A 15,044-nucleotide genomic window follows, 5' to 3' on the forward strand; every position below is an offset into this window, starting at 1 on the left:
ATATGCCCGGCAATCAGTCTGCTGAATACTCCTCAACAACCGCCAGCCACAGGACTAGGGTAGGGGGCACGCCGCCTAATAATAAAAAACAGGGACGCAGTAATGACCGCCATGACCCGTTGTCTGGATCGTCCTGGATTCATGCCACGTTTGTCTCCCCATCATCTGCTACGCCCGCGTTTGGCCGGGCCTTTGCTCAACGCCTCGGCGCGGGTGAAGTTGCTCTGCGCCCCGGCCGGCAGTGGCAAGAGCGCTTTGCTTGCCGAATGCGCATTACAGGCGCCTGCGGATTGCCTGGTGTATTGGTTGCCGCTCAATGGGGCGGCCTTGGATTTGTGTCAGCGTCTGGCCCAAAGCCTCGGCCTGGATTTTGTCGACGAACCCACGCTGCTGCTGGCCCTCAATCGCTGGCAAGCGCCGGCCTGGCTGTTTCTCGATGACTTCTGCCGAGTGCCGGCGCCTGAACTGGATGCATTGCTCGATCGCATTCTGGCGGCCAGCAGTCCCGTATTAACCTGGTGGATTGGTGCGCGGCGGCGGCCAGCGTGCAATTGGCCACGCCTGTTACTCGACGATGAATTGTGGGAGTGCAACGCGGCCGAGCTGGCGTTTGATCACAGCGAGATCCAGCACTTGGCCGGGCCCTGCGTCGACAAGGTGCTTAAGTTCAGCGCCGGCTGGTGCGCCGGCGTGCGCATCGCATTGCTTGAAGGCGACGGGCACCCCGACAAAACCTTGCTCGACTACCTGCAGCACGAGCTGTTCAGCGGCCTGGCCCCGGAGTTGGCCGAAGCCTGGCGCGTGCTTGCGCACCTGCCACGTTTCAACCCGAGCCTGTGTGATCACCTGTTCGGCTTCGGTGATTATCTGCGTGACTTGCAGACGTTGGGCGCCTTTATCGAACCCTGGGAGGGCTCCACCGACTGGCTGCAAATCTTTCCGCCGTTGGCGCAGCTCATGCGCGACGAACCCTGGCCGGCCAAGCGCTCCTGGCACCGTCGCGCCTGCCAATGGTTTACCGCCGCCGAGGACTGGCAAGCCGCGTTTGAGCAAGCGCTGCTGGCCGAAGAGTACGAGGTGGCCGTGAGCCTGTTGCAGCACTTCAGTTTTGAAGATTTGTTCCGCCAGCAAAACGCCGCGCTGCTGTTGCGGCTGCATGAGCAGCATGGCGATGAATTGATGCTGGGTTCGGCGCAACTGGTGGGCTTGGTAACGGCGGCGTTGCTGTTTGCCGGGCGCTTCGACCAGGCAGCGTTGTGCATCGATCAACTGGCGCGTTTCACCCCGCAACCGACTGCGCATGCGCAGCGCTATCTGCTGGCTCGCTGGCAGGCGCAATGGGGTTGGCTGCTGCATCTTGGCGGCGAAGCCGCACGGGCCCGGGAGCATTTTCTTGAAGCCCTGCAAGACTTGCCCGAGAGCGCCTGGACCTCGCGCTTGATGTGCCTGTCGGGCCTGACCCAGCAAGCCTTGCTGCGTGGCGAACTGGACGTGGCCCAGGCGCTGAACCGCGAGGCGTTGTGCCTGGCGCGTTCCCATGGCTCTCTGCTGCTGGAGGCGCTGCTGGAACTGGATCATGCGCAGTTGCTGGAACAGCGCGGCGCGCCGTATCGGGCCCAAAGCCTGCTGGAAAACGTGCAGCGCATGCTGGTGCAACAGCGACTCAAGGCCGGGCCGTTGGTGGGGCGGATTTTGTTGCGACGGGGGCATTTGGCCCTGCGCCAGGGCCACGACGCCGTGGCCGCCGAATGCTTCGAATCCGGCCTGGGCATGTGTTTGCACAGCCAGGACAAACGCGTGCTTTATGGCTACCTCGGTCTGGCTTTATTGGCCGCCAACAAAGGCGATTACGCCGAGGCGTTTATCCAGTTGCGGGACGCCGAGCGCCTGATGCAGCAACGCCAGGTGCCCGACACCGTGTACCGCGCTGTGCTGCTGTTGCTCAGCGGGCATTTCTGGCTGCAACAGGGCCGCGCCGAACTGACCCAGGAAGCGGTGACCCGTGTGCTGCGTCACTACCGGGGGCCGAAGGCCAAACAGGCGCCGCCGGCCACCCTGGAGCTGATCCCGCGCCTTGAGTATTTGCAGGTGTTGGCCGAAGTGAAATTGCGCCGCGCCGAAGAGCCTGTCGCCCGCTTGCGTGCGTTACTGGAGACTGCCCGTCAGCGCGGCATGCTGTGCCTGGAGGCGGAGTTGCACTTGGTGTTGGGGGAAGTGGCCTGGCAGGTCGGCGATCGACCGTTGGCCGTGCGCTCCCTGGAGGCCGGGTTGGAGCTGGCAGGGCGTTGCCAGGTACAACAGGCGATTCGCGAGTTGCGCCTCCGGCAGCCGGGGTTGTTGAGTGCGCTGGGGCTGGAGCCGCAAGAGTGTCTGGCGACGGCGGGGGAAAACCCTCTGAGCCAGCGCGAGCTTGAGGTGCTGCAACTGATTGCCCAGGGCAATTCCAATCTGGAAATCGCCGGGCAGTTGTTTATCTCGCTGCACACGGTGAAGACCCATGCCCGGAGGATTCATAGCAAGTTGGGGGTGGAGCGGCGTACCCAGGCGGTGGCCAAGGCCAAGACCTTGGGGTTGATGGCCTGAAGCGAAGCGCCATTTCTCAAACAACGAAGATCAAATGTGTGAGCGGGCTTTGTTGTGTGCCTGATACTAAGCGTCAGGGTTGATAACCCATCCGCCAACTCACGGCCTGGGTGGCCGCCAACAAACGCTTCGCCGCCGGGCCGTCTTCATCGGCATGGAACAGCGACGTCGGCCCCACCACGGTCAATACCGCTGCCACTTGCCCGACCGCGTTGAACACCGGCGCCGATAACGCGTCCACACCCGGCATCAGCAAACCGTGCACAAAGTGCAGGCCACGCTGGCGGATCTGCTCGCAGGTGGTGGCGTAGGCCTGGTCATCCACCAACGCATGGGCGATGCCCGCCTGAATCTCCCGCTCCCGCAAGTCCACGGTTTCCCGCGACGGCAGGAAGGCGCTGAACACCAGCCCGGTGGACGAACTGAGCAGCGGCAACACCGAGCCCAATTGCGTCACCACCGTCACCGCGCGCACTGCCGGCTCGATATGCACCACGGTCGCGCCCTGGTTGCCCCAAACGGCCAGGAAGCAGGTTTCATTCAACTCGTCCCGCAGTTCCGCCAGGGGCAGGGCGGCGACTTTCAGCACGTCCATGCTGCCCAGCGCGGCCAGCCCCACGCGCAAGGCTTCGCGGCCCAGGCCGTAATGGTTGGTGGCGGTGTTCTGTTCGGCAAAACCTGAAGCGATCAGCGCCTGCAAATAGCGGTGGACCTTGCTCGCCGGCATTTGCACATGTTCGGCCAGGCGCGACAACGAGGTAGCCGGCGACAGTTCAGCGAGGGCCTTGAGGATGTCGGTGCCCACTTCAGCCGAGCGGACTTTCTGTTTACCGGTGTCGCGGGGGGCGGGCGGCTTTTCCATGGAGGGCATGAATCCGAAAGACGAATGGGCGTCTTTATAGCTTGACGGTCAACAGGTATCAAATTACGTTATGCGTAACTGGGTTACGATAAAAACAACTTCCGCTCAGAGGACGATCCATGACCCTCGAATACCAATCAGGCTTCGGCAATGAATTTGCCAGCGAAGCCTTGCCCGGCGCGCTGCCGGTCGGCCAGAACGCCCCGCAGAAAGCGCCCTACGGGCTGTACACCGAACTCTTCTCCGGCACCGCCTTCACCATGGCCCGCAGCGAAGCCCGGCGCACCTGGCTGTACCGCATCCAGCCGTCGGCCAACCACCCGGCGTTCGTCAAGCTGGAACGGCAATTGGCCGGTGGCCCGCTGGGCGCGGTGACGCCTAATCGCCTGCGTTGGAACCCATTGGACATTCCCGCTGAGCCGACAGATTTCATCGACGGGCTTGTCGGCATGGTCGCCAATTCCGGGTCGGAAAAACCTTCGGGCATCAGCATCTACAACTACCGCGCCAATCGCTCCATGGACCGCGTGTTCTTCAACGCCGACGGCGAACTGTTGATCGTTCCCGAGCAGGGCCGCCTGCGCATCGCCACCGAACTGGGTGTGCTGGAAGTGGAGCCGCTGGAAATTGTCGTGCTGCCCCGCGGCCTGAAATTCCGCGTCGAGCTGCTGGATGCACAAGCTCGCGGCTACGTCGCTGAAAACCATGGCGCGCCACTGCGCCTGCCGGACCTTGGGCCAATTGGTAGCAATGGGCTGGCCAACCCACGGGATTTCCTCACCCCCGTCGCCCATTACGAAGACCTCAAGCAACCGACCACGCTGGTGCAGAAATTCCTCGGTGAACTCTGGGGCTGCCAGCTGGACCATTCGCCGCTGAACGTGGTGGCGTGGCACGGCAACAACGTGCCGTACAAATACGACCTGCGCCGCTTCAACACCATTGGCACCGTGAGTTTCGATCACCCGGACCCGTCGATCTTCACCGTATTGACCTCGCCCACCAGCGTGCATGGCCTGGCCAACCTCGACTTCGTGATCTTCCCGCCTCGCTGGATGGTTGCCGAAAACACCTTCCGGCCACCGTGGTTCCACCGCAACCTGATGAACGAATACATGGGCCTGATCCAGGGCGCCTACGATGCCAAGGCTGAAGGCTTCGTGCCCGGCGGCGCGTCGTTGCACAGCTGCATGAGCGCCCATGGCCCGGATGGCGAGACCTGCACCAAGGCCATCAACGCGACGCTTGAGCCCCACAAGATTGATAACACCATGGCCTTCATGTTCGAGACCAGCCAGGTGCTGCGCCCTACACAATTCGCGCTGGAATGCTCACAGTTGCAACCTGCTTACGACGCTTGCTGGGCCTCGCTCCCTGTAACCTTCAACCCGAATCGGAGATAACCCATGACTCAGCCTAACCTCACCCGCAGTTGGGTGGCTTCCGCCAACGGTCACCGGGATTTCCCGCTGCAAAACCTGCCGTTGGGTGTGTTCAGCGTTAACGGCGCTGCACCGCGCAGTGGCGTGGCGATCGGCGACCATGTTTTCGATCTGCAGGCTGCTTTGGAATTCTTTGAGGGCGAGGCCCGCCGTGCCGTTGAAGCCACTGCTGGTGGCCAACTGAATGCGTTTTTTGAACTGGGCCGTGGCCCGCGTGTGGCCCTGCGTGAACGCCTGCTGGAACTGCTGGAGGAAGGCAGCGACCTGCAAGGCAAACTGCAATCAGCGCTGCACCCGGCTGCCGCTTGCCAGATGCACCTGCCGGCCAAAATCAATGATTACACCGACTTCTACGTCGGCATCGAGCACGCGCAAAACGTCGGCAAACTGTTCCGTCCCGATAACCCGCTGCTGCCCAACTATAAATATGTGCCGATCGGTTATCACGGCCGTGCGTCGACCATTCGCCCGTCGGGCACCGATGTGCGCCGCCCTAAAGGCCAGACGCTGCCAGCCGGTCAAACCGAGCCGACCTTCGGCCCTTGTGCACGCCTGGACTACGAGCTGGAGCTGGGCATCTGGATCGGCCAGGGCAATGCCATGGGCGACTCGATTGCCATCGGCGACGCCGCTGATCACATCGCCGGGTTCTGCCTGCTCAACGACTGGTCGGCGCGGGATATCCAGGCTTGGGAATACCAGCCACTGGGCCCGTTTCTGTCGAAGAGTTTTATCACCAGCATTTCGCCGTGGGTGGTGACGGCTGAAGCCCTGGAACCCTTCCGCAAGGCACAACCGGCGCGCCCTCAAGGCGACCCGCAACCCCTGCCGTACCTGCTGGACAAGCGCGACCAGGCGGCCGGTGGTTTTGATATCGAACTGGAAGTGCTGCTGACCACCGCCTCGATGCGTGAGCAGAACCTGCCGGCCCATCGCTTGACCCTGAGCAACACCCGGCACATGTACTGGACCGTCGCACAAATGGTTGCGCACCACAGCGTCAACGGCTGCCAGTTGCAGGCCGGTGACCTGTTCGGTTCGGGCACCTTGTCGGGGCCGGAGGCGGGTCAGTTCGGCAGCCTGCTGGAAATCACCGAAGGCGGTAAAAAGCCGATCGAACTGGCCTCCGGCGAAGTGCGTAAATTCCTCGAAGACGGCGACGAAATCATCCTGCGTGCCCGCTGCACCCGCGACGGGTTTGCCTCCATCGGCTTCGGCGAATGCCGGGGTACCGTGGTCGCGGCGCGCTAAGAGGGCAGGGGCATGGAACTCTATACCTACTACCGCTCCACTTCGTCCTACCGGGTGCGGATCGCGCTGGCCCTCAAGGGCCTGGACTTCACCGCCGTTCCGGTCAACCTGCTGGTGCCCAAGGGCGGCGCCAACCGCCAGCCGGAGTACCTGGCGATCAACCCGCAGGGTCGTGTGCCGGCCTTGCGCACTGATGAGGGGGATGTGTTGATCCAGTCGCCGGCAATCATCGAGTACCTGGAGGAACGTTATCCACAGGCGCCGTTGCTCTCCACGGATCTGGCAACCCGCGCCCATGAGCGCGCCGTGGCGTCGATCATCGGTTGCGACATTCATCCGCTGCACAACTCCAGCACCCAGAACTTGCTCAAGCAATGGGGGCACGATGAGGCGCAAGTGCTGGAGTGGATCGGGCACTGGATCAGCCAGGGACTGGCGGCGGTGGAGCAGTTGATCGGTGAGCAGGGGTATTGCTTTGGCGAGCAGCCGGGGATGGCGGATACGTTTTTGATCCCACAGTTGTATGCGGCCGAGCGGTTCAAGGTGTCGCTGGCGGCGTACCCGCGCATTCAGCGGGTGGCGGGATTGGCGGCGCAGCATCCGGCGTTCATGGCGGCTCATCCCGCCAACCAACCGGATACCCCTCCAGTCTGATCGTTCCCACGCTCTGCGTGGGAATGCCGCCCTGGACGCTCTGCGTCCGTGACGCGGAGCGTCACCTGATTCATTCCCACGCGGAGCGTGGGAACGATCTACACCACTATAAAAACAATACAGGTCCCTTGCGATGCACAATCAGATTGCCAGCTTTCGTGCGGCACTCGACGCCCGCCCGGTGTCGCGCTATCAGTGGTTGATTCTCCTGTTGCTGGCATTGTTGCTGGTCACCGACGGCTACGACGCCCAAGTCCTGGGCTATGTAGTCCCGGCGCTGGCCAAGGAGTGGGGCCTGGAAAAGGCCGCCTTTGGCCCGGTGTTCAGCGCCAACCTGCTGGGGCTGACCCTCGGTTCCCTGGCCGTCACACCGCTGGCGGACCGCTTCGGTGTACGGCGCATCCTGCTGTGCTGCGTGCTGATCTACGCCAGCCTCACGGTGCTGATGGTGTTCGCCAATTCCCTGAATACCCTCATGGCCGCGCGCTTTATCTGCGGCATCGGCATGGGCGGTGCAATGCCCAGCGCCATGGCCTTGATGTCGGAGTATTCGCCGCCACGCTTGCGAACGTTGATGGTGACGCTGGCGGCCTGTGGCTTCTCTTTCGGCGGTGCGGCCGGTGGTTTTGTCGCGGCCGGGTTTATCGACAGCTTTGGCTGGCAGGCGGTGTTCCTCGCCGGTGGTGTGACGCCGTTGCTGTTGTTTCCGTTTCTCGCCTGGATGCTCCCTGAATCGCTGCCGCGCTTGCTGCGTGACGCACCGCCTTACGCGCGCCTGCAAAAAGTCACCGCGCGGATGCTGCCAGGCTGGCAACCGCCGGCGGCGAGCGAGGCAGAAAACCGCCAGGAGCAAGGCAGCAAACTGACGGTGGTGGAGCTGTTCCGCCATGGTTATGCGCGCCCGACCTTGCTGCTGTGGGCGACGTTTTTTGTCAGCCTGATCCTGCTGTACTTCATGATCAGCTGGTTGCCTTCGCTGTTGCTGGAAAGCGGCCTGGGCCTGAATGAGGCCAACCTGGTGACCTCGATGTTCCTGTTCGCCGGGACACTGGGCGCCATCGGCATGGCCTGGTTTGCCGATCGGTTGAAAAGCAAAGTCCGCCTGTTGTCCGGCGTGCTGGCAGCGGCTGCGCTGTGCACCATCCTGCTAGGGCTGAATCACGACAACCCGCGTTATCTGGTGGCCTGCGTGTTTGCGGCGGGCTTCTGCATCATCGGCGGTCAACTGACCCTGAACGCGTTCGCCAGTAACTTCTACCCGGCTCACGTACGGACCACCGGTACTGGCTGGGCGTTGGGCGTCGGGCGGTTCGGTTCGATCCTGGGGCCATTGTTTGGCAGCCTGTTGCTGGCGATGCACATACCGGTGCAGCAGATTTTCTTCTTCTGCGCGATTCCGGCGGTGATTGCGGCGTTGTTGATTATCCAGGTGCGCTCGCCAGTCAATGCACCACAGAGTTCGGCGGCAAATGCCCCAGCCGTTCGGTCAGGCGCAGACGCTGGATCGGGTCTTCGCTGAGCATCAATGCGTGCTCCAGGTCAAAACGCTCGGCATTCGGGCAATCCAGACGCTGATACAAACTGGCCCGGGCCAGGTAGTCGGCGGCGCTGGCATTGCCCAGCTCCAGCACGCGTTCGGCGTCCACCAGGGCGGCCAGGTGGTCGTCGTTGGACAGGTGCAACTGGCGCAGATTGCGTGACAGCCGCTGCAGGATCGAACGCGGCTCGGCAGTGTGCAGGTGGTCGGCCTGCAACTTGAGATTGGGGCCGTACTGGCGAGTCAGCAGGTCGCGGCAATCGTTGGGGTACAGACGTCGGCCGCCGCACGGGTCGAGCAGGTGATCGGCACCCGGCACCCGCAACAGGAAGTGCCCCGGGAAGTTGACGCCGACCAGCGGAATGTCCAGGCGTCGTGCCAGCTCCAGCGCAATCAGCCCTAGGGCCAGCGGCTGCCCGCGCTTGCGCTTCAATACCTTGTCCAGCAGGGCGGCGGCGGGGCGCAGCGGGGTGTGGTCGTCCTGGGCGAACCCCAGGTCATTCATGCGCCGCAGCAAGGGTTGCCCGAGTTCATCCGCCGGCAGCACCGGCAGGCTGAGGCTGACCAACTGCTGCAACACCTTGAAGTCCTGCAGGATGGCGACGGGGTCTACCGCAGGGTCGTGTTCGGCCGCCATCCACAGCGCGGCTTCAAACAGCGCGGGCGGTGACCGTTCCAGGCAGGCAAAAAAAGCGTCGCGGGGCTTCATTGGGTTCTCCGGCGGATGCCTCGTTTTAGCCTTGCTGTGAACTTTCGTCCAGTGCCTTTAGAAGCGTCCTACTTGTTTATGTCGCAAACCCTTTAAAACCGGCGGCCTTATTCCTGCGCGCTTCAGCAGGCTTTCGCAGGCAGTCCTATACTTGGCGCCTACAAGAAGTGATTCGGGAGCCCGACGATGTTTGCGCTCATGCACAGCACACGCCTTGAATCGCTGCACCTGAGTGTCGACCCTGCCACCGGGTTAAAGGCGGTCATTGCCATCCACAACAGCCGCCTGGGCCCCGCCCTTGGTGGTTGCCGCTACCTCTCTTACCCCGACGATGAAAGTGCCGTGGCGGATGCCGCGCGCCTGGCTCAGGGTATGAGCTACAAGGCCGCGCTGGCCGGTTTGCCGGTGGGTGGCGGCAACGCGGTGATCATCCGCCCCGCCCATGTGGAAAGCCGCGCCGCGCTGTTTGAAGCCTTTGGCCGCTGCATCGAGCAACTCGATGGCCGCTACATCACCGCCATCGACAGCGGCACCTCGGTGGCCGACATGGATTGCATCGCCCAGCAGACCCGCTATGTCACCAGCACCACGGCGGCCGGCGATCCGTCGCCCCACGCGGCGATGGGCGTGTTCGCCGGCATCCGCACCACCGCCATGGCCCGCCTGGGCAGCGATAACCTGGAAGGCTTACGCGTGGCAATCCAGGGCCTGGGCAACGTCGGTTATGCCCTGGCCGAGCAACTGCACGCGGCCGGGGCTGAATTGCTGGTGAGCGACATCGACCACGGCAAGGTGCAACTGGCCATGGAACAGCTGGGCGCGCACCCGATTGCCAATGAAGCCTTGCTCAGCACCCCGTGCGACATCCTCGCGCCCTGCGGTGTGGGCGCGGTGTTCAACCGCTACACGGTCGCCCAGTTGCGGTGCGCGGCGGTGGCCGGCTCTGCCAGTGCGCAACTCACCAACCTGCAAGTGGCCGATCAACTGGAAGGCCGTGGGATTCTTTACGCGCCGGACTACGTGATCAACTCTGGCGGCCTGATCTACGTGGCCCTCAAGCACGGCGGCGCGGAGCTGGAAACCATCACCGCGCACCTGTCGAATATCGGCACGCGCCTGACCGAAATCTTCGCCCATGCCCAGGCTGAAAAACGCTCACCCGCGCGGGTAGCGGATGAGCTGGCGGAGCGCTTGCTGTACCGCTGAAGATAATCGCTGCTTAACCGTCGACGTGTAACTGTCATTCGCCCTGCGTGGGAAATAGATGGTTACACCCACGTAGCCGTGCACTTTACTATTGTGGTTGAACGCTAGGTTTCTCAACTCCCGAGACAGAGGTTGGCATGTCCAAACAAACAGCAGGGCGCTCCAGCGGGCGCATGATTACCTTCAAACGCCCGGATGGCGCGGACGTCAACGGCTACCTGGCCAGCCCAGCGGTACTCGAAGGCGCGCCGGCGATTGTGGTGATTCAGGAATGGTGGGGCGTCAACGACCAGATCAAGGGCGTGGCCAATCGACTGGCCGAGTGCGGCTACCGGGTGCTGGTGCCGGACCTTTATCGCGGCGCGTCGACGGTAGAAGAGGAAGAGGCCCATCACCTGATGGATGGGCTGGATTTTGGCGATGCGGTTTCCCAGGACATCAAGGGCGCCGTGCAGTACTTGCAGGCAGATTCGAAAAAAGTCGGCGTGACCGGTTATTGCATGGGCGGGGCGTTGACGTTGCTGGCGTTGAACGCGATTCCGGAAGTGGCTGCGGGCGTGGTGTGGTACGGCTTCCCGCCGCTGGAATACCTGGATGCCTCGAAAATCAAGGCGCCGCTGATTGGGCATTGGGGCACACAGGATGCTTTCTTCAACATCGACACCGTGGCGGAGCTGGAGTCGAAACTGCATGAGGCGGGTGTGGACGCGACTTTCCATCGTTACCTGGCACACCATGCGTTTGCCAATGAAACCGCGATTGGCGATGGGCGTATATCCGGCACGCAATATGATGCCGCCTGGTCGCAACTGGCGTGGGACCGTACGTTGACGTTCTTCGGCAAGACGTTATGGCAGGCGTAACACATGTGAAAGGCATCAACGCATAACCTGTGGCGAGGGAGCTTGCTGTGGCGAGGGAGCTTGCTCCCGCTGGGCTGCGCAGCAGACCCAAAAGCTTGGGAGCGCTGCGCACTCCAGCGGGAGCAAGCTCCCTCGCCACAGCAAGCCCTTTCGCCACTAAAGGCAATGCATCACTCAGCCGCTGGCTGCCCGATCTCCGCCAATGCACTCGCATTGTTCTTGAACGCCGCCGCAAATGCCGCGCGGTTCTTGGCCATGAAAATACCGGCATCTTCAGCCTGCTTCTCGCTCAAGCCTTCGACGTTTTTCAACAGCACTTCCATCAGGGACTCTGCCAGCTCAAGCATCTGGTCGTGTGCGTCGGCAAGTTTGCGATCCACGAATGTAGTCTCCAGGTCACGGGTACTGCGATACAGGGTTTCAACAGCCATTTTTCGGCCTCGTCATCGGTGCAGTATTGAAGGGAGTTGCCCTTGGTTCGAGTGTCGCCAAGCGTTCTCGCGACTACTGTATTTATATACAGCTAAAAGCATAAGCCAATCCATGGGCTTTGGGTAGTGGCTTTTTAATGTAGTTGGAATCCGGGGGTTTGCAGCAAGAGAAATTTCTGACAACTTGCCGGGGTTGCGCCGGCTTCGTCCGTTCGCTTACCTTCCTCGGGCGCTGCAAATGCAGCGGACGGGCTTGGCGGCTCGGTATAAGGCACAACAGCATCCCCCACACGATTGCAGGCGTTTTTGCGCCTGGACTCCTTTTTACGGTGGGTTGCGCAGGGACCCTTCAGGGTGCCGGGTTGTTCCTTTACCGGTCCGCCAACCTTGTGCAATCCGCCACCCAAATCTGCTTGGCGGCAGACGGTGGCGGTTCCATTTAAAGGAACTGTTCGATGAAAAAGCTTACCCCGAGTCCCCCTTACGATTCATACACTGACACCCGTCTTCAAGCCGCCGCCAACCGCGCAATTGATCACTATCTGCGCCCTGAAACACCTGAACCACCTCCCGAACCCTCCTCGATTCTTTTCAGCGTTACGCCCAATGCCGACACGGAAACGTTACTCGCCAACGCCAGCGAAACCTTGAACAGTGCCCGTGAAATGGCCAGCAGCCTGGCTTTCGAACTCGAGGGGCCACAGCGAAGTTTGCTTCTGGCGATCCACCAACTGCTCGAAATGAGTGGGTTATTGGTCGATCAAGCGTTGGATCAAGTCGCCCCGACCTGACCTGAATCACCCGGTCACCTGGATCGTTCCCACGCTCTGCGTGGGAATGCATACCGTGACGCTCCGCGTCACCTCTACCCGAAACCATGGGGCATGGGACGCGGAGCGTCCGGGGCGGCATTCCCACGCAGAGCGTGGGAACGATCATCGAGTAGCAAGATAAGTGCCTCATATCACCCTGCCACCATCTCACTTCCTGTTCCCTGGCCTTTTTTCTGCATGCAGGGAAACCGTCACGTCCAACCCGCATTATCCGGTCGAGCCGACCTAAGGAAGCATCATCGTGAAAATCAACTGGGCTGAAAACCTGCGCAAGACCGTGCACCACCTGGCCGAGTCCTTGGGAAATCTGTTCGTCGAGACCTTCCACTACCTGGCGTTGTTCGCCATTGGTGCGGTGACCGCCTATGCCGCGGTGATGGAATTTCTGGGGATGCTGGAGACGGGGCACATCAAGATCGATGACATCTTGCTGCTGTTCATCTACCTGGAACTGGGGGCGATGGTCGGGATTTACTTCAAGACCAACCACATGCCGGTGCGCTTCCTGATCTACGTGGCGATCACCGCGCTGACCCGCCTGCTGATCTCCAACGTCTCCCACCACAACCCGCCCGACCTCGGCATCATCTACCTGTGCGGCGGGATCCTGCTGTTGGCGTTCGCGATTCTGGTGGTGCGGTATGCCTCGTCGGCATTTCCATCGGTGAAGGTCGAAGGCCCGCGCCGCAAAGGGCAAGCGAGCCTTGAAACAGAGAAAGGCGAGCTTTAAAGCCCGGCACTCAGCGGCGGCCGGTTGACCGGCGGCCGCTGCAACACTTTGTGGCTATCCCCGTCGGTCATCACCGCCAATATCTCAATGGCGCTGTGCCCCTGCTCAATCGCAATCCCGAATTGCACACTCTGCACCAGGCGTTTCAGGCGCTGTGGGTCGTTGCGTTGTTCGGCGCTGATCATGCGTTTGGCCACGACGCCGTCTTCATCGGACAGGGTCAGCATGATGCTGCCGTCCAGCCGCTGGATGCTTAAATTGACCCGGTATTTCGGGGCGAAGGTGTCGGTGATGATCTGAAAAGGGTTGTCCATGGTGCGTTACCGCCTGATAAGAACATGCAGTCATTGACGACCGGTGTCGGGATTAGTTCGCGTTTCCTGACCACTGGCCATTCGCTCGCTGAGGTTTTCACAAGGTCCGTTTTCCTCAGTAGCTGTACAGCAAGGGGCGTGCCGTACAGCAATCTGCCTGCCATCGAATGACCTTTGTGGGAGCGGGCTTGCTCGCGAATACGATGTGTCAGCCAATGATTACTCAGCTGAAGGGCCGTTTTCGCGAGCAAGCCCGCTCCCACATTGGGTGGGTGGTGTTTTTGAGGTCGGTGATCCGTTTCAGGGCATGACCGAAAAAACGATCGCAGACAGCGCAATCAAGCCGATCAACACCACAAACACGTTGGACGCCTGGCCCGAGTACTGGCGCAGGGATGGCACTCGGCGGATGGCGTACATCGGCATCAGGAACAACAGGCAGGCGATGATCGGCCCGCCCATGGTTTCGATCATGCCGAGGATGCTCGGGTTGAAGGTGGCCACGGCCCAGCAGGTGAGCACCATGAACAGCGCGGTGCAGCGCTCCAGCCACTTGGCCGACATGCTGCGGTTGCGCCCGCGCAGGGATTTGACGATCAGGCCCTGGAAGCCTTCGCTGGCGCCGATGTAGTGGCCCAGGAAGGATTTGGTGATCGCCACCAGTGCGATCAGCGGTGCGGCGTAGGCGATGACCGGGGTCTGGAAGTGGTTCGCCAGGTACGACAGGATCGAGATGTTCTGCGCCTTGGCGGCGGCCAGGTCAGCCGGCGACAGGGCCAGCACGCAGCTGAAGCAGAAGAACATCACCGTCAGCACCATCATGCTGTGGGCCATGGCCAGGATGCCGCTGCTTTTGCGCTCGGCTTGCGGGCCGTACACGCGTTTCTGGTCGACGGCAAAGGCGGAAATGATCGGCGAGTGGTTGAAGGAAAACACCATCACCGGGATGGCCAGCCACAAGGTCTTGAAGAACGCCGGCAGCGGCATGCCTTCGCTGGCGGAGGCGAAGAAGGCGCCGTTCCAGTTGGGGATCAGGCTCACCGCCAACAGCAACAGGGCGGCGACGAACGGGTACACCAGCACGCTCATGGCCTTGACGATCACGCCCTGGCCGCAACGCACGATGGCCATCAGGCCGAGGATCAGCACCAGCGACAAGATCGCCCGGGGCGGCGGCGCCATGTGCAGTTGGTGTTCCATAAAGCTGGTCAGGGTGTTGGTCAGCGCCACGCTGTACACCAGCAAAATCGGGAAGATCGCGAAGAAGTACAGCAAGGTGATCAGCTTGCCGGCGCCGATGCCGAAGTGTTCTTCCACCACGTCGGTGATGTCGCCGGATTTGCCCGACAACACAAAGCGCGTCAGCCCACGGTGGGCGAAGAAGGTCATCGGGAAGGCCAGCAGCGCCAGCACGATCAACGGCCAGAAGCCGCCGACGCCGGCGTTGATCGGCAGGAACAAGGTGCCGGCACCGATGGCGGTGCCGTAGAGGCCGAGCATCCAGGTGGTGTCGTGTTTGTTCCAGCCTTGTGTAACGGTGGTCGGCGTCAGGTCTACAGCGGGATTTTCGGCAGCAGGTGTACGTACATCGGTCATCGTTATTGCCTCGTTATTATTTTTGCGCGGGCT

14 protein-coding genes are annotated in these 15,044 nt (G+C 61.8%); 9 read left to right on the forward strand and 5 right to left on the reverse strand.

The features are described 5' to 3' along the window. Positions 1–102 precede the first annotated feature (102 nt). Positions 103–2,583 (forward strand): LuxR C-terminal-related transcriptional regulator, encoded by a 2,481-nt coding sequence (locus D109_RS0105480; RefSeq protein ID WP_026077797.1) that lies wholly within the window; start codon positions 103–105, stop codon positions 2,581–2,583. Between the two features lie 73 nt (positions 2,584–2,656). Here D109_RS0105480 and D109_RS0105485 read toward each other — a convergent pair whose 3' ends face one another. After that, a complete protein-coding gene (locus tag D109_RS0105485) occupies positions 2,657–3,445 on the reverse strand; it encodes an IclR family transcriptional regulator (RefSeq protein WP_017476036.1) in 789 nt (262 codons plus the stop codon). 119 nt (positions 3,446–3,564) lie between these two features. Here D109_RS0105485 and hmgA point away from each other — a divergent pair, with 119 nt between their 5' ends. The 4 genes from hmgA (at position 3,565) to D109_RS0105505 (ending at position 8,311) form a co-directional block, all read left to right on the forward strand. Beyond that, positions 3,565–4,848 carry a homogentisate 1,2-dioxygenase gene (hmgA, locus tag D109_RS0105490; RefSeq protein ID WP_017476037.1) on the forward strand — a complete coding sequence of 428 codons (1,284 nt, stop codon included), beginning with the start codon at positions 3,565–3,567 and terminating at the stop codon, positions 4,846–4,848. A gap of 3 nt (positions 4,849–4,851) precedes the next feature. After that, positions 4,852–6,138: a fumarylacetoacetase gene (gene fahA, locus D109_RS0105495; protein WP_017476038.1), complete on the forward strand. Its 1,287-nt coding sequence runs from the start codon at positions 4,852–4,854 to the stop codon at positions 6,136–6,138. Between the two features lie 12 nt (positions 6,139–6,150). Beyond that, positions 6,151–6,792: a maleylacetoacetate isomerase gene (gene maiA, locus D109_RS0105500; RefSeq protein WP_017476039.1), complete on the forward strand. Its 642-nt coding sequence runs from the start codon at positions 6,151–6,153 to the stop codon at positions 6,790–6,792. Between the two features lie 133 nt (positions 6,793–6,925). Further along, on the forward strand, positions 6,926–8,311 hold the full coding sequence (locus D109_RS0105505) for an aromatic acid/H+ symport family MFS transporter (RefSeq protein ID WP_017476040.1): 1,386 nt from the start codon (positions 6,926–6,928) through the stop codon (positions 8,309–8,311). On the opposite strand, the gene D109_RS0105510 is transcribed toward D109_RS0105505, so the two are convergent. After that, complete coding sequence (locus D109_RS0105510; RefSeq protein WP_017476041.1) at positions 8,235–9,038, reverse strand: SirB1 family protein; 804 nt, start codon at positions 9,036–9,038, stop codon at positions 8,235–8,237. The two genes, D109_RS0105505 and D109_RS0105510, sit on opposite strands and share 77 nt — an antisense overlap. Before the next feature lie 186 nt (positions 9,039–9,224). Here D109_RS0105510 and D109_RS0105515 point away from each other — a divergent pair, with 186 nt between their 5' ends. Beyond that, on the forward strand, positions 9,225–10,244 hold the full coding sequence (locus D109_RS0105515; protein WP_010176963.1) for a Glu/Leu/Phe/Val dehydrogenase dimerization domain-containing protein: 1,020 nt from the start codon (positions 9,225–9,227) through the stop codon (positions 10,242–10,244). Positions 10,245–10,381: 137 nt separating this feature from the next. After that, a complete protein-coding gene (locus D109_RS0105520) occupies positions 10,382–11,107 on the forward strand; it encodes a dienelactone hydrolase family protein (RefSeq protein ID WP_017476042.1) in 726 nt (241 codons plus the stop codon). A gap of 170 nt (positions 11,108–11,277) precedes the next feature. Here the strand turns inward: D109_RS0105520 and D109_RS0105525 are convergent, their stop codons facing one another. Further along, positions 11,278–11,538, reverse strand: a complete 261-nt coding sequence (locus tag D109_RS0105525; RefSeq protein WP_003212789.1) for a YebG family protein — start codon at positions 11,536–11,538, stop codon at positions 11,278–11,280. Between the two features lie 455 nt (positions 11,539–11,993). Between D109_RS0105525 and D109_RS0105530 the strand changes: the two genes are divergently transcribed. After that, the gene (locus tag D109_RS0105530) at positions 11,994–12,329 is read left to right on the forward strand and encodes a DUF6124 family protein (protein WP_017476043.1); all 336 of its coding nucleotides are present in this window, start codon (positions 11,994–11,996) and stop codon (positions 12,327–12,329) included. A 283-nt stretch (positions 12,330–12,612) separates the two neighbouring features. After that, on the forward strand, positions 12,613–13,101 hold the full coding sequence (locus tag D109_RS0105535; protein WP_017476044.1) for a phosphate-starvation-inducible protein PsiE: 489 nt from the start codon (positions 12,613–12,615) through the stop codon (positions 13,099–13,101). Here D109_RS0105535 and D109_RS0105540 read toward each other — a convergent pair. Both D109_RS0105540 and D109_RS0105545 read right to left on the reverse strand, forming a co-directional pair. Next, on the reverse strand, positions 13,098–13,415 hold the full coding sequence (locus tag D109_RS0105540) for a DUF3509 domain-containing protein (protein WP_017476045.1): 318 nt from the start codon (positions 13,413–13,415) through the stop codon (positions 13,098–13,100). The two genes, D109_RS0105535 and D109_RS0105540, sit on opposite strands and share 4 nt — an antisense overlap. A 300-nt stretch (positions 13,416–13,715) precedes the next feature. Beyond that, the gene (locus tag D109_RS0105545) at positions 13,716–15,011 is read right to left on the reverse strand and encodes a serine/threonine transporter (protein WP_017476046.1); all 1,296 of its coding nucleotides are present in this window, start codon (positions 15,009–15,011) and stop codon (positions 13,716–13,718) included. Between the last annotated feature and the right edge of the window lie 33 nt (positions 15,012–15,044).

It is taken from the genome of Pseudomonas sp. PAMC 26793 (assembly GCF_000313235.1).
Taxonomy (GTDB): Bacteria; Pseudomonadota; Gammaproteobacteria; order Pseudomonadales; family Pseudomonadaceae; genus Aquipseudomonas; species Aquipseudomonas yamanorum.

Bases quoted from the DNA above. Each gene is read 5' to 3' on its own strand.
- D109_RS0105545 (WP_017476046.1), bottom strand. From the start codon at position 15,011: ATGACCGATGTACGTACACCTGCTGCCGAAAATCCCGCTGTAGACCTG.
- D109_RS0105510 (WP_017476041.1), bottom strand. From the start codon at position 9,038: ATGAAGCCCCGCGACGCTTTTTTTGCCTGCCTGGAACGGTCACCGCCC.
- D109_RS0105505 (WP_017476040.1), top strand. From the start codon at position 6,926: ATGCACAATCAGATTGCCAGCTTTCGTGCGGCACTCGACGCCCGCCCG.
- D109_RS0105540 (WP_017476045.1), bottom strand. From the start codon at position 13,415: ATGGACAACCCTTTTCAGATCATCACCGACACCTTCGCCCCGAAATAC.
- maiA (WP_017476039.1), top strand. From the start codon at position 6,151: ATGGAACTCTATACCTACTACCGCTCCACTTCGTCCTACCGGGTGCGG.
- D109_RS0105530 (WP_017476043.1), top strand. From the start codon at position 11,994: ATGAAAAAGCTTACCCCGAGTCCCCCTTACGATTCATACACTGACACC.
- D109_RS0105525 (WP_003212789.1), bottom strand. From the start codon at position 11,538: ATGGCTGTTGAAACCCTGTATCGCAGTACCCGTGACCTGGAGACTACA.
- fahA (WP_017476038.1), top strand. From the start codon at position 4,852: ATGACTCAGCCTAACCTCACCCGCAGTTGGGTGGCTTCCGCCAACGGT.
- D109_RS0105515 (WP_010176963.1), top strand. From the start codon at position 9,225: ATGTTTGCGCTCATGCACAGCACACGCCTTGAATCGCTGCACCTGAGT.
- D109_RS0105485 (WP_017476036.1), bottom strand. From the start codon at position 3,445: ATGGAAAAGCCGCCCGCCCCCCGCGACACCGGTAAACAGAAAGTCCGC.
- D109_RS0105480 (WP_026077797.1), top strand. From the start codon at position 103: ATGACCGCCATGACCCGTTGTCTGGATCGTCCTGGATTCATGCCACGT.
- D109_RS0105520 (WP_017476042.1), top strand. From the start codon at position 10,382: ATGTCCAAACAAACAGCAGGGCGCTCCAGCGGGCGCATGATTACCTTC.
- hmgA (WP_017476037.1), top strand. From the start codon at position 3,565: ATGACCCTCGAATACCAATCAGGCTTCGGCAATGAATTTGCCAGCGAA.